General features: G+C 51.1%; 15 protein-coding genes. 3 read left to right on the top strand and 12 right to left on the bottom strand.

Translation table 11 applies throughout. The features are described from left to right. Positions 1-6 precede the first annotated feature (6 nt). From AB6T85_RS20390 to dnaB-PI, 7 genes are all read right to left on the bottom strand, one after another. On the bottom strand, positions 7-561 hold the full coding sequence (locus AB6T85_RS20390; RefSeq protein WP_369896504.1) for a hypothetical protein: 555 nt from the start codon (positions 559-561) through the stop codon (positions 7-9). A 1-nt stretch (position 562) separates the two neighbouring features. Further along, a complete protein-coding gene (locus AB6T85_RS20385) occupies positions 563-1,276 on the bottom strand; it encodes a PFL_4669 family integrating conjugative element protein (RefSeq protein WP_369896503.1) in 714 nt (237 codons plus the stop codon). A 239-nt stretch (positions 1,277-1,515) separates the two neighbouring features. Then, on the bottom strand, positions 1,516-2,691 hold the full coding sequence (locus tag AB6T85_RS20380) for an STY4528 family pathogenicity island replication protein (RefSeq protein WP_369896502.1): 1,176 nt from the start codon (positions 2,689-2,691) through the stop codon (positions 1,516-1,518). An 85-nt stretch (positions 2,692-2,776) separates the two neighbouring features. Beyond that, positions 2,777-3,025: a ParE family toxin-like protein gene (locus AB6T85_RS20375; protein ID WP_369896501.1), complete on the bottom strand. Its 249-nt coding sequence runs from the start codon at positions 3,023-3,025 to the stop codon at positions 2,777-2,779. A 67-nt stretch (positions 3,026-3,092) separates the two neighbouring features. Further along, positions 3,093-3,674, bottom strand: coding sequence for a DUF2857 domain-containing protein (locus tag AB6T85_RS20370; protein WP_369896500.1), 582 nt, complete (start codon positions 3,672-3,674; stop codon positions 3,093-3,095). Beyond that, positions 3,664-5,232: a ParB family protein gene (locus AB6T85_RS20365; protein ID WP_369896499.1), complete on the bottom strand. Its 1,569-nt coding sequence runs from the start codon at positions 5,230-5,232 to the stop codon at positions 3,664-3,666. Before AB6T85_RS20365 ends, AB6T85_RS20370 begins: the two co-directional genes overlap by 11 nt. Continuing rightward, entirely contained in the window at positions 5,229-6,608 is a 1,380-nt protein-coding gene (dnaB-PI, locus tag AB6T85_RS20360; protein WP_369896498.1) for an SPI-7-type island replicative DNA helicase, read from the bottom strand. The genes AB6T85_RS20365 and dnaB-PI overlap by 4 nt, the downstream gene beginning before the upstream one ends. Positions 6,609-7,166: 558 nt before the next feature. Between dnaB-PI and AB6T85_RS20355 the strand changes: the two genes are divergently transcribed. From AB6T85_RS20355 to AB6T85_RS20345, 3 genes are read left to right on the top strand one after another with little or no spacing between them, the layout of a single operon-like run. Continuing rightward, on the top strand, positions 7,167-7,742 hold the full coding sequence (locus AB6T85_RS20355; protein ID WP_369896497.1) for a hypothetical protein: 576 nt from the start codon (positions 7,167-7,169) through the stop codon (positions 7,740-7,742). After that, complete coding sequence (locus AB6T85_RS20350; RefSeq protein ID WP_369896496.1) at positions 7,724-8,194, top strand: hypothetical protein; 471 nt, start codon at positions 7,724-7,726, stop codon at positions 8,192-8,194. Before AB6T85_RS20355 ends, AB6T85_RS20350 begins: the two co-directional genes overlap by 19 nt. Then, entirely contained in the window at positions 8,194-8,580 is a 387-nt protein-coding gene (locus AB6T85_RS20345) for an acyl-CoA thioesterase (RefSeq protein WP_369896495.1), read from the top strand. Before AB6T85_RS20350 ends, AB6T85_RS20345 begins: the two co-directional genes overlap by 1 nt. Before the next feature lie 32 nt (positions 8,581-8,612). Here the strand turns inward: AB6T85_RS20345 and AB6T85_RS20340 are convergent, their stop codons facing one another. The 5 genes from AB6T85_RS20340 to AB6T85_RS20320 form a co-directional block, all read right to left on the bottom strand. Next, positions 8,613-10,265 (bottom strand): TraI domain-containing protein, encoded by a 1,653-nt coding sequence (locus AB6T85_RS20340; protein WP_369896494.1) that lies wholly within the window; start codon positions 10,263-10,265, stop codon positions 8,613-8,615. Positions 10,266-10,327: 62 nt separating this feature from the next. After that, the gene (locus AB6T85_RS20335; protein WP_369896493.1) at positions 10,328-11,770 is read right to left on the bottom strand and encodes a UvrD-helicase domain-containing protein; all 1,443 of its coding nucleotides are present in this window, start codon (positions 11,768-11,770) and stop codon (positions 10,328-10,330) included. 116 nt (positions 11,771-11,886) lie between these two features. Then, entirely contained in the window at positions 11,887-12,567 is a 681-nt protein-coding gene (locus tag AB6T85_RS20330; RefSeq protein ID WP_369896492.1) for an N-6 DNA methylase, read from the bottom strand. An 88-nt stretch (positions 12,568-12,655) separates the two neighbouring features. Then, entirely contained in the window at positions 12,656-12,967 is a 312-nt protein-coding gene (locus AB6T85_RS20325) for a DUF5983 family protein (protein WP_369896491.1), read from the bottom strand. Continuing rightward, complete coding sequence (locus AB6T85_RS20320; protein ID WP_369896490.1) at positions 12,964-13,902, bottom strand: DUF1281 domain-containing protein; 939 nt, start codon at positions 13,900-13,902, stop codon at positions 12,964-12,966. Before AB6T85_RS20320 ends, AB6T85_RS20325 begins: the two co-directional genes overlap by 4 nt. Positions 13,903-13,971 lie beyond the last annotated feature (69 nt).

The raw sequence follows: 13,971 nt of genomic DNA, 5'->3' as shown, positions 1-13,971 counted from the left end.
CCCGGATTAACTGACCTTGCCTGATGCGACCTGCTTAACTTCCGTCATCAATTGTTCAAATGCGCTGCCGGTCAGATGCGATGGCGACGGCGACCGGTACGTGACATAAGCGCGTGTGCCGGACCCGTTTTTCTCCAGCTCAATCTCCATATGGTCGTTATCACCCACATCACTGCCCATGCGGTAAGAGCTGCCCTGCACGGCTTCCCAGACCGGATGGCTGTCTTCTATCGCGGCGGCCGCCCAGCGGCTGTTACGGTCTTTATTGCGAATATGGGCGATCTCATCAGGGGTGACATAGCCGTAATGTCGCTTAAGACGGGAGGCGGCGGTATCGATGTCAACCGGCAGGCTGAATTCGCGGTTGACACTTTCTGTTGCCCCTGTGGAAGCTTTTGTCATTACAGGCATGCCATTGCCTGAATCTCCGCCACCGCCACGCAGAGTTTTACTGACGCTGAAGGCGGTATCGCTGATGTTCTTGTTTATGGCGGCCAGGTCGGTGCCGGCACAGCCGGTAAGAAGTGCGCAAACAGCGCCGGTAATAAGTATATTTTTCATGTCAGACTTTCTCAGCAGGGGTTGTCAGAAGTGGGGAAAAAGAGGATCGCTTTTCACCGGAAAGAATGGCCGGATCGATTTCGCCAAGCTTTTCAGTGGCGGCCATGCCCCGGGCGGTGTTATTGCGGATATCGTCATAGGTCACCGGCACGGTTTTGTATCCCTGAATGACGCCGTAAACCTGACGCACGGCGTGACCACCAACGTTCAGGTACTGGTCGCGTTCTGACAGGGAAATCAGCCCGTAATGAAATGCCTGAAAAACCTTAAGGGCCAGCTGGTCAAAATGCACCAGGAGCCACACGCAGCGGTAGCCAAGGGGCGATCGGCTGAAGACATCCAGATTCAGAGGCTCAACGGATGAGACATCAGACAGATTGATACCTGCCGGGATCGCCGTCAATACGCGTTCAACCTTTTCAATAGTTTCCCTTACCCGGGTGGTAGCGGCTTTCAGCGCATCCTCAAGACGTACGAGAACCTGATCGGCATAAGGGTTGCCGGCTGCAGAATCACGCCCGGCCAAACCTGCGCGGGCGATAGCCTGAGGCATGCCGATAATCTCCGGTCTTTTTTTACCCTGCTTCGGTATTTCATCCCGGCGCCGGCCTTCCCACAGGCGGATGGCGTAGTGTGAATGCAGGTCGATGGAAAGTGAGGACTGCAGGGCTCCCGAGCGGCGTGGTGCGGCCTGAGGCGTAGTTTGTTCGGCCATAGCTGTCTCCTGATAGGCAAAGGCATCGATTATGCTGAAGGGGCATCCTCATTCCTGAGGAGCGAATGAACAATTCAAAATCAGTTTTCAGAAATAGAAAATTTCCGCAGGAGCAGGTGCTGTAAACTGTAATGCCGCTCACTTTTTGTACTTTGTTGCAGACTGCAACACTGCTCGCTTTCTGTACTATTCTGCGATGCATCACACTGAGCGCTTTATGCGTACCTTCGTAAGCGACCTTAGTCATTGTCAGATCTGTCAGAGTGAATGTGAGAGCGCACACGCTGAATAATGTCCCGCACGCGGGCGTCATTTGTGACCTGCCGGCGCAAAGGCCGTCCGGGCTGAACTGGCCGGTACTCAGGGCGGGCGGGTACGGGTTTAACGATTGGTTCCTTCTGCGGCTGGTAAAGCTCGCCCTTTCGGGCTTTCTTGAGCACGGTCAGCATCCACCCCACCGGATTCTGCAGACTGCCCTCTTTCATGGCCCTAGCGAGGTTTTGTAAAACCAGCTGAGCCTGATCTGTCTGAAGTGCCTGAAGCTGTTCGCTCAGCATCTTACGGTCCTGCTCGCTCAGCAGGCTGGCAAACTTCTCCGGCAAAACAGATGCGCGTTCTACGTATGTATTTTTAATATTGTTATTAACAATACGTACGTAACCGTTCGGTTCCCGAACTCTGTTGTTTCCAGAGGCTTTCTTACCGGATTCGGAATCCGAATCCGGTAAGAATTTTTGCCTCTCTTCACCAAGTTCGGATTCCGAACCCGGGTGCATTACCTGCATGCGATTTTTCATGTCAGAGGGATTCTGCACTGCGCCCAGGCGCCCTTCTATGACGGCCAGGTGGCTTCGGTGATGCCGCATGGCGGGATCAAGGCAGACATCGTTGATGACAGTTTGCGCCGTCTGGCTTATCGTCTTATTGCCGCTAAAGCACGCCTCCGCTACCGTTTGAAGCCAGCGAGGATCAAGTAACTCTGCATCGGCAAATGTCAGCGGTTCGTCATGCTGCGCATAAATGTTTCCTCTTATCCGCCCCTTTTCATCACGGACACGCTTACACAGGCTCAGCCAGCCGGTAATGCGCAGCATAAGCAGTACCCGGCTAATGGTCTCTCTGGAGGCTTTACCTTTACCCGGCGTTGCCAGCTGAAGCTGCAGATCGTCATAAGAAGGAAATACTGCACCGCCGTTATGCTGGGCGTGCAGGCGAATAATTATCCAGGCCATCTTATCGAGAGGAGATAGACGTGTATCCAGCAACAGTCGCCGGGGAAGTGCATCATGCACGTTACCCATGAACAGCAGTCCGCCGCGTGCAAAGTTACTTTGCTCTCCCGACTCACGCGCCTGCAGGCGGTCATTCATTTTTTTGACAGCATGGCTAATCAGGCTGTCATCCGGAAGCTTCATTGCTCTCCCTTATGCGGATCGTGGCTATAAAAAACACTTAGCGCTATGCCTTGAAGCGTACAGCTAAGCATTCTCCCTCTCGCATTCAGTTACGAATCGCAGTGTTGTATCTTTCATGATTCATCATTATCCAGGTCTGCCCTTCATCCCTGCTGAGTAAGCGCCAGAACGAACCAATATCTATTTTGTAATAACCGGTCCGATTTTCGTTGAGGCGCTTAAAGTTACGTTCTCCCTTATAGAAACCGTGTACGGCTCTGGCGGCCTTATTGCAAATGGCAGATGGAGCTGTAACCGGGGCTTTCAGACCCGGAATAATTTCATTTAGCTTCACGGTGAATCTCCTCAACTTATTACAGTGAATATTCATGCCCGCTCTGCCTCAAGCCGCGGGCAGGCTCTTATGCCATTTTTCGACTCGCAGCGGTCAGCCTTTCACTTTCCCACTTACGGATCGTATTCCAGACGGCGGTCAGCGGAATGTTCATTTCCTCAGCCGCAAGCAGCATGATTTCAAGACCTTCCTCCGTGTCGCAGGAGACCGTCTTGCCGCTGTTATCCCAAATTGACCAGAGCCGGGCGCTCTCATCGTCAGATATGACCATTCCACGACCGGCACGAACTTTTATGCCGGCAATGCGGCGGCGGGTAGCGACTTCGCTGCTTGGAAGGCCAAAGAAGTGTGACAGCAGCGCAATGGATCCTCCCAGAGCCAGGGCACGATCGAGCCGTTTAAGCCGGGTCTGCTCTGCCCGTGCCTGGTTTAACAGCCGGCTGAGGTTTTCATGATTTATCTGAAACGACAGCACAGAAACCTCACTGTTACAGATGTAGTGAATATCCTCGATGGTCATATCCTTGAGCGCGGCGATTTCCTCCCCGGTCAACCCCATTTTGTCGCAGCGACGAATGAAACCATTTTTTAGCTCCATAACGAGATCGAGCAGAAAACCGTTAGCAGCGCGGGATAAATTAGTATTCATTGTGCAACCCTTCAGTTGTTAAGGCAGAAGCCGGAGCAGCGGCCTGTCGCTGCAGTTCGCGGAGGCGCCGAAGCACCCTGACCAGGCGAAATAACGTCAGGGTCATATCGTCATTAAGTAGAGGGGCATGAGATTCTGATGTCCCGATCAGCAGATCAACAGCGAGCTCCATATTCACTGTATCCGCTCCGGTGCCAGCGAGCGCAGCCAGAAACAGTGCAGCCGGATGTGAAGCTTCTGCAGAGGCCAGACGATAACCGCACGCGTTTTCGTCTTCGCAGGCCGGCTCGAAACCTTCAGCACAGCCCAACGCTTCGCTGATATTCCAGCACAGTCGATAGGCTATGCTTTGCAGATGCTCAATATCATCCTGAAGGGTATTTATTTGCCAGAAAGCGGCCTCTGGCTCGTCTTTACCAGCCAATTCAGCGGATTGAGAGGATGAAGAATCAGCCGACGTGTGCGTTTCGCTCTCTGATAAGGCAGCTTCTGAGTGCGTAACAGAAGGTAGCTCATCCTGAAAATTATCCACCAAGTCAGTGTTTTGAGTGGGCGCATTTTCTGCTTCTGCTGCAATGTGCAGACCATTTTCTTGCTGTATATCTGCAGCAATAATCTTTTTCTCTGCTACTGCCTTATCGTTAGCGTCAACAAGTGGCATGACTGACACTTGAGGTTGAGGCGACACATCCTGCTCGATATCCTCAGGGTGCAACATTGGTTTTCTTGCATCCCGAAGTTCCAGCAGCCAGCGGTCATAGTCCATTTCATCATCTGGCAGCGCATCAGTCAGATCACCAATAAGCTCGTCAAGGAACATGTCCTGAGACCAGCTTTCAGGCTCGTCGAATTTCTGGCAACAGCCGCCGAATACCTCTTCGAAGGTTTTTACGGGCTCAATGCCATTATTAAGGCAGCAGTTGTCCCAGACTTTTTCGGCACTTTGCCTTAGAGACAGAAGCCGGTTAATACTTTCTCGTTTGAATCCGGATGTCAGCAGTGTCGGCATCCAGGGAAAAAGATACTTCAGAGTATCTTCCATTCGACTTATTGTGGAATAGTGAACGGGCAGACCTTCCTTCGCCAGAATAGCTGACAGCTCCCGTAGCGAGACTTTTTTCCCGGACGTTTCTTCGTGAATTTTCCGTACATTCTGTACGCCAAGCGCTTTATCAATAAAGGTTAGCGAGCCGCGACCTTCATTTTCAGCCAGATGGCCAACAAGGCAGTTCAGCCTGCCAGGCCAGGGCTTAACGACGCATAAAATTTCATAAAAACGGCTTTCCCCTGTTTCTTCCCAGAGCTCTGTAAGGATTGCGTACCGGGTATTTCCTCCATCGCTGAAAGTCCATATACCCTCAGGAAGGCGGGGATCAAGGGTCACAATCGGCACAGAAGCTAGCCCGCGAGCCCGGATTGATTCCTTGATATAGTCGAAGCGCGGATTGCGCGTCGTGCGCGGGTTATCAGGGTTAGGCCGTAACTGATCCAGCGTAAACGACCGAGTAACAGTGCTTTCTACGCCAGCAAGTGAGCTCTCAGGAAAGTTTTTATTCATCGGGACTGTTTCCTGTCATCGTATCCGAGGTCATAACTGCCTTCAGGGTATTCAGAAAACAGTGTGTATTTGCCATCAAACTGCACTTTCAGGGTGCCGGTTGGACCCTGACGCTGTTTGCTGATAATAATTTCTGCCTGTCCTGGATAGTTGGTGTCCGCGTTATAAACCTCATCCCTGTAGATGAAGCTAATCAGGTCCGCGTCCTGCTCAAGTGCGCCTGAATCACGCAGATCGCCATTATTAGGGCGTTTATCGGCGCGCTGTTCTACCTGACGATTGAGCTGGGAGAGCGCGAGCACAGGACAGCCGAGCTCTTTACCTAATGCTTTTAGCGAACGTGAAATTTCAGCAATCTCCTGCGTACGATTCTCCATGCCAGGACAGCGGACCAGTTGTAAGTAATCGACCATAATGAGAGAAGGCTGTCCGTATTTGCGAATATAGCGGCGTGCACGGGTACGCAGTGTGGCCGGGGTCTGAGCACTGTTGTCATCAATGATGAGGCGATTACGCCATTCAGTAAGTTCATGTGCCCCTTTGCTGATAAGATCCCATTCCAGATCACCAAGGTCTCCACTGCGCAGACGACTAAGCTCAACCCGGCTACGCATGGAAAGTAACCGCATCATCAGTTGTTCGGTAGGCATCTCAATACTGAAGATAAAGACGCTTTTTTGCGGACGTCCCAGTAATGCGCCAATGCACCAGCTTAGCGCCATAGAGGTTTTACCCATTGATGGCCTGGCGGCGAGCAAAATCAGGTCACCAGGCTGAAGTCCGCAGGACATGTAATCCAGTGCTTCCATTCCTGTCGGCGTGCCGGTTATAAAATTGTCTGAAGCCGTAGAAACCTCAAGCTTACTGAGAAGTAACCCCAGCGCTTCTGTTACCTCGATTTCCTGCGCGTGCTGGCTGCTGCCTCGCTCACTAAGTTTAAAAAGGGCATTTTCAGCATGCTGTGCAACTTCTAGCGCGCTAAGCCGGTGACGATGAACATCGGCCACAATGGCATTGCTGACAACCAGCAGAGCCCGTAAGCGGCTTTTCTCCACCATAACGGCGGCGTATCCCATGACATTGGCAGCAGATGGAGTATTTTTTGACAATTCAGCGAGATAAGCGAACCCACCGCAGCGTTTAATATCACCGCTGCTCTCAAGCTTCTCAGTAAGAGTAATCAGATCTAAAGGCTGCGAAGATGCCGATAACAGAGACATTGCTTTATAAATAATGCGGTGTACCGCCAGGAAAAAATCATCCTCCTGTAAAAGCAAATTAACTTCATCCCATCGATCGTTATCAAGCATCAACGCCCCCAGCACGCACTGTTCTGCTTCAGCAGAAAAAGGAACGTCAGCGACTTTTTCAGGCATGAAAAATCCCCTCCACCGTTAGGTGGATGTAAAAAATTGAGCAGACGATTATTTAGTTTTGTGGGCCGTTATTTCGTTAAGGTAAATGTCCAAATAACAGTCAATGAGTCCTTGTACGATCTTTGACGAGGTCATGACTCTCCCGATAACACAGCCAGCTGACATAGCTGCTTGTTCTGTCCTGGCACGCCTTGCCGGGCCTATATACACGAGAGGGGCTAATTTTTTATCGTTTTCTTGCGAGGGCATAGCTACTAACTCCATGATAAGTTTTATTGTGGAATCTCACTTAAGTGAAATTCCCTATGAAAACGAATTGAGCCCCTGAAAATCTTCAATGCGCGTCCACGTGGCCGCTACCAACCCTCACTAAAACAGCATGGTGTCTAGAAAGAGCTAAGTTATGGTAATGTTTAACAATAAATAACTTTAGTGTTTACATATTAACACTTCTGATGAAAAAAACGCAATTTATTTGCGTTGATAGTTTTTTATTTACCTTCATAGCTTAAGAATTTCCTTTAGAATCATCAGATTAATTTGCCTCAGGGTGTATTTATGTTAGATACGATTGGGAAGCGGCTAAAATGCTGCAGAGCCGCTACAGGTACTTCACCTCAAGAGCTAGTAGCCTACGTTCATGAAAAAAACATGGACCTGTCCTACACCTCCTACACGCGCTGGGAAGCTGGTAGTGCTTTTCCGGTAAAAAAACTCCAGGCGCTCAATACCATTGTTGAATTTTTCAACAAGCATGGTCTTCACGTAGAGACAAATTGGATTCTGACTGGGCAGGGATTTCCGCCTCAGTTTACCGAGTATACGATGCTCGATGAAGACACCTTATTCATACTTGCCAGCAGGCAGATGCCTAATGTCGAGCTGATCCAGATTGGCGGTGTATATGGCGAACCGTACGTCAATTTCGGAGAGTTCTGTATTGTATCTAATGAGATAACTATCGACCCTAATAATGGTAAACTATGTTATATCAGATATGATGATGGCATTAAGATAGGGGTTGTCTTAGTTTTGGATGAAAATACCATTCAGATTCATGGCAAAGAACTTATAACTATAAAAAAAGATAATATTTTAGAGTGTCGGAGAATAAAGTGGATTCAAAAGAAATAAAAATTAATTTCCATCGATTCAGTAATGAGGTTATTAATTTTTTAGATAAATTTGAGAAAACCACGTACATCTCTACCTTGCTTGTAGAAGACAATGTTATCTCAGCCCATCAAAGCAATGGCTATGCAGATTGGGATAATAAGTTTTATTATGAAGGGAAGTACAAAGACAGTCTTCTCATAAAAATTGGGATTGAACTCACTAAAATGAGGAAAGGCGATGTAAGTACGGTAATATGGGATGAGGCGTTAAAAATAGACAAAAATAACATCATTGACAAACAGCGCCGCGCGCATAATATTTATCATGGCATTAGTTTTATATACGGCATTGAGGATAATATGAGTATGGCTCTCAATGTCTGCACTGGAGAGGACACATCCCAAAAGGAGTTTGAGAACCTTATGCTCCCTATGCGATTTGCGCTTCTGAACTACTTTAAGGACTTATGATGTTTACCAAAACCTATTCCGTAGACGAAAATCACGTTGATTTTCAGGGTGTTGTGGATGGCCTGTATTATCCCTTCTATATGGAATGGACGCGCCACGCGTTTATGAAAGAAGAACTGGGGCTGGACCTGGAACAGGAGTTTGCTGAAGGACGCCTTCACATGATCCTGGAATACACGCTGCGCTTTAAAAAGAGTCTGCAGAAAGGGGATGAAATGCAGGTAACATGCGGCCTACAAGCGAACGAGAAACGTAGCCGCGTCAATTTTGTTCAGCAGATATTGGTCAACGATACCGTGTATGCAGAAGCCGTATTTACAGCCACCTGCATAGCTAACGGCAGACCTACAGTTCCTGACGCTGTGAAAAATGCTATTCCAGCCTAAAGGTACTAAGGGAACCCTTCAGGGTTCCCGCATTAGTTTTCAATAAAAATATAAGGACTGTCCTTAACTTTAGCCTTACCTGGTTGATAAAATAAAGATAGCCTAACTAAATATCCGCTGCGCTTCTGATACTTCCCTTCTAACCCTTCACTTTCATATATACGGACTTTGAAAAACCGCTTATCATTACGCATATGCAATATCCCACTCTTTTCAAATGATGCCTGCACAGCTTTGCGGTCTTTATCTATTCCTGTCGCTTCAATGAACTTAAAAGCCGCTCCCGGCAGGGATATAAACATAAAACCGCTCACTGCATGAAGCAGACTGTCTTTCTCGTTCACGCTAAGCATTTTATTATTAACAGACATCTTAAGCCATGATAAGAACTGCTCCCCGAGGTTATTTCCCTCACTCTCTTCAGGCGCAGCGGTAATAACTGTTTTTTCACAGGGGCTGTCCTCATCATTGACCTTATCCAGCCTCGAATCAATGACGGGTAATGCGTCATCAGGCTTTGAGTCGGGAGTGAACTGAACACATTCATCCGGAACCGCGATTATTTGTTCATAAACATCCTTAACAGGTGGACAGTTATCTGAAACAGATTTATCAGCTCTTTGCGCCTGATCATCCACATCGATGGCCGCCGGTTCAGCTGCAGCAAACATGCTGAGAAGGACGGCTGTATCATCATCTGCCGCTTTTGCGACCTCTTTCTGCTCAGGCATTGCGCCGCTGTTTTCTGAAAATGCAGAGGACAAAGATACGGTTTCGTCGGCCGCGGTTAATGGAGGTTCAGCGTTCACTGGCGCGAGCCCCGAGGCCAGCTCTGTTACACCTTCCGATCCGATACCGGCGAGTGCAGGGCCGGCACTAATGATTTCGTCAGGGAGAGCCAGCACCGGCTGTTCGGTAGCCGGTGCCGGCACATCAGCGGCCACTGCTGGCAAGCCCGCCTGCGGAGAACTGGCGGGCGAACCGCTGATGCCTCGCGCTTTGTCGAGAATCTCTTTAATGAGCGGCATGGCCGCTGCGTCCCCGCCAGCCAGTGAAGCCATCATCTGCATGGCCTCGCGGTCACCGCTGAGCCATGTAACGCCGTCATCAGGTAACAGCCTCGCGGCAATCATTCGCGCAGCACCAGAATGGACTGCATTGCTTATCCGGAATCGATATGGCGCAGCCGGCTGCATCATGCCGGGCATCCAGCATCGTCCGTCCAGCAATTCACCCTCGATTTGCGTAAGTTGCGGCAGATGCGCGGTGAGCGCTGTCCAGAAAACGATCGCGTTCCAGAGGGTATTCTTTGCGGCCTGTTCTTCGGGTGCCGCGCCCGGAGGAAACATATGACCTTTTGCCAGCCTGACGCTGCAGGCTGTAAATTTCAGAGTAAGATCAATGTACCCGCCTTCTTTACTCCACTCACCATCAGCGCTGGCCGGTACATTTTGCACGCTCTCAGCGAGTATTTTCAGCGGTGCCAGATAAAGCCGGTTATAGACTTCCTCCGGCAAAGAGGTGTTATCCCAGATCTGCCTCAACAGCAGCTTGCGTTGCGGCGAAGAGAGTAGCTGCGCGGCAGATTGCGGTACGAAATATCCTGGCGGAATCTTTCCGCCAGCCTGCGCGGGCTTTGCGGAGACTGGTCCCCCGGATATCATGGTAATGAGCCTACTGAACATTTTAACTTCCTGATAATTTTGAACTGTTGCTGTCGTTAAGGGCTGTTCCTGCACTCAGTGAGTCAGTATCGTCGTGTTTCAGTGGATTCACTCAACTCTCCGAGGCAGCCGGTCACGATACCGACCAGCTCGTTTGGCACCAGAACTTTACGCGCGCGCGTAACCGATACGTACAGAAGATTCAGCTCATCTTCTTTTTCACGCGGGTTCAAAAGCGGGTCGGTAATATCAACAAAATCGTCGCTGAGACCGACCGTGTTCCACTCAAGCCCTTTACTGCGGTGCGCGGTCACTACTGTCACGTCAGCTTCACTTTCGCGCGTTACGACCTGTTTTTTCAGTACAGCCAGCAGCATTGGAAGTGGAAAGTACATGTCCAGCAGTCTGATGCCCTGCCCCATTTCCGGATCTTTCGTTGCTTTGGCGATCGACCGGTACTCTTCAAAGTCACGGTAATCGCGCGTCAGCTGGGGCGACTGAATGCGGTCAGGCATATCAACCGATAGCCAGTACAAATCTTCCAGTTCGCCAATGCGGTATCCTTCCATGCCGCCTACCCAGTACACCTTTTTCCCTGTCAGACTCGCCATCAGGGCAGCACCAATCACGCCCGCTACCGTCCGGCTGATAACACAGTAGTGCGTGGTCCCGGCGGGCATTTCGGGTGTAACCTGATCCTCTCCGCCGAGACCGCAGATCCGTCGGGATTCGCCTGCCTCGGAAAGCAGCGCATTCGCAACGTCTGCAATCGCCGGACCAAACCGGAAGCTGTTCGTCAGCCAGAGCCTGTCTGCAGCCTCCAGTTGCGGGGCAACGAGTGCGTTTTCCGCTCCCCTGAAGCGATAAATTTGTTGATAACGGTCGCCGACAAGGATGATGCGGCAGGGCTGGCTGAGAACAAACTGACTGGTAACCGGATTCGCATCCTGCGCCTCATCGAACAGAATAACGTCCCATCTCTTGTTCAGCTCCGGAACTGACAGTTGATAAAGTTTAAGATAGGTGTCATGCGTCACCGGAAAATGTGAATTCATCCGGGTCATTTCATGCCATACGACCTGTGCCGCTCCGAATATTTTACCTACATCCAGCCCGCCCCGATCGCTTTCGTCAGGTAGATGCAGAGGTGAGATTTCTTCATCAGCGCTGTAGAGAAAAGTGTTAAGCGTGCTCAGCGCAGTCCGTGCCAGCAGCCAGTGACGAGTATTGAGCAGCTGCGCGATATCTGTTACCCGAAGAGACGTGGTGAGACGCGCCTGAAAGTGCCGCCCGAACGTCGGCCACGCAAGCTGATGAAACGTCTTACACTCCACGTTAAAAGGAAAACGCCGCTCAGACTCCTCCCTGATCGCGCGATTGTAGGCAAGATACAGCATACGTTCCCGGGGGTTTGCCAGCGCGTAGGCTTCAAGCGTGGACGTCTTACCCGTACCGGCAAATGCCGTAACGACAAGTTTCGTGCCTTTCCAGGCAATTATCTGTGCCTGCTCTTGTGTGGGTTGCATGTATGAAGTACCTCCGTCATGTCATGCCATGAACCATGCCCTGTCAGGGATGAGGTATCTATCGCAAACTCTATACCGACCGGCAAAAAAAAAACGCCTCCGGAGAGGCGTCATGGTCAGGCGGCGCGTTGGTTTGCGCTGCCGAGTTTTGCTGCCCACCTGGCGGTGTAATGCAGCGGGGTGTAAAGTGTGCGGCGCCGCTCAAGCGTCAGTGCGTTTCCGGTTACAACCTCTGCCGCAATGCCGCAGAGCGAGAGCTGTATATAGGACATATTGGCGGCGAGTGGATCAACATCCGTCACCGACACCCACAGCTGTTCTGAAACCGTATAACCGCGCTGAGCGAACTCTTCGGCAAAGGCGATGACCATGCAGCCCGCGCCGCTGGCCGGCTCCTGCAGGGTAATAAAGTCTTTTCCCTGCATCAGCGCATCGATGCCGGACAGCTGCAATGATGCCATCATTCGCGATACGTCCCACGGCGTGAAAAACTGGCCGCGATACTTATCTCCCAGCTCAAGCTCCATAAAAACGCTGCCAAGGAAATCACAACGTTCCTCGTCGAGCGCCATCACGACGTGACCCAGTAACTCAGCCATCTGAATGGCGTCTTGCTTCTCGTAGCCGGCAATTATGCTCAGATACTGCTTTTCAAGCTCTGCATCGTGCATAACGCCATTGTGCAGCGCAATGGCCGCGCAGCTGACAAAGTCTTCAAACACCTTATGCCTGTGATGATAACGGGCCGTGGCGTTGAAAATTTTAAGGAATGCGTTGCGATGGTTGGTAAAAGTCATGCGTGTTCTCCATAAAAAAAGGGAACACGCCCCTGAGGAGGTGTTCCCCTCAGGGTGTAAGGCAAGCCTGGCGGCTCGCCTTATTTAGTTACCAGCTGTACGTGGTGAATCCTTCAGCATCAGGAGCTCCTGATTCGAAAATCAGGATTTCCACGGCATCCAAACGCATCACAGAAGCGATCACGCGGCGGGCCTCTTTCGATAACCCGGCCTCTTTCAGCCGCAGAACCGGTGCGGAGCACGCGGTTAACCGCAGAAGATAGCCCCCGCCGATATAGTGGATCCACTCACCGATATCGACTTCACGGGTCGTGATTTCATCCAGCAGCGCATTGTCGTCAGCACTGAGATGAGCCGTTGAAACAGCGCGGCAGCGAGGATACTCCCGGTTGTCACTCATGCCTGCACCACCTGGTGTGCGGCTGTTGCAGTTTGTGATTCGCCGGGCTCAACAGACGGCACCAAGTGAAGCCCGGGCCTGCCGTCGTCCAACTCGTCAATAATCGCCTCTGCGCTGCAGACGTGCTCGCCCCGATCGTAACAGTCGTAACCATCAAGGTCGTGGACGGGCTCGCTGTACCAGTGACGAATTTCACAGTCAAACATGGATGACAACGCCGCAATGATCTCTCCTGCCGGAGGGAACCAGGTAGAATCAAACGTCAGCTTTATGCTGCTCAGACCTTCACGCTGCCAGCTGACGTTGTGACCTGCCGGCCACTCCATGCCGTACTGACGACAGTAAAGACTGCTGATCGTTGACATCCCGGTAAGCAAACCTCCCGTGCCGTTCAGCTCGGCGGCCAGACGACTGGGGATTATCTGCAGCATATCGCAGGGCTGGGCCCGCTCAGGCAGCTGGCTAAGCCGTTCCCAGCACTGGCCCGGATCAATTTCCCGGGAAAGCGTGGCAACGCCAAACCAGTCTGCATAGCGCTCCTCAATGAGTCGCGCGATATGCCTGCGCGAAACGTCCGGAATGCTGTCCCAGCGGATCGCGTCGATACCGGACTGATGGTAAAGCCGCTCGATCTTTCGCAGATGCTCACCGTCAAGCGGTACATCGCTGCGAAGCAAACCGAGCCACTGGTCAAACGCCAGATTTGCCGGCGTACCCTGTCCCGTTCCGCTCTGCATCAGCTCAGGAAACGGCGCAAATGACTCCGTTTTTACCGGGCGCAACAGGCCGCCACATCCTGCCAGAAACAGCTTTATGCTGCGCATAACGGCGTGACGATAAAGCGGTACAGCTTCGCCAGTGATCCACTCTTCCATAATGCTGATAAGCGCGGATTTTCCGGTGATTTCTAAACGGTTACGGCACCAGTCTGACATAGTTAATTCCTCTCTTTACGTAAAAAAAGAGGGCACTGTCCCGTGAGGAACAATGCCCTCACGGGGCGG

The sequence above is a fragment of the Erwinia aeris genome, assembly GCF_041224955.1.
Taxonomy (GTDB): domain Bacteria; phylum Pseudomonadota; class Gammaproteobacteria; order Enterobacterales; family Enterobacteriaceae; genus Erwinia; species Erwinia aeris.
Note: the sequence above shows the minus strand (reverse complement) of the source record. Positions and strands in the feature narration are given on the sequence as shown.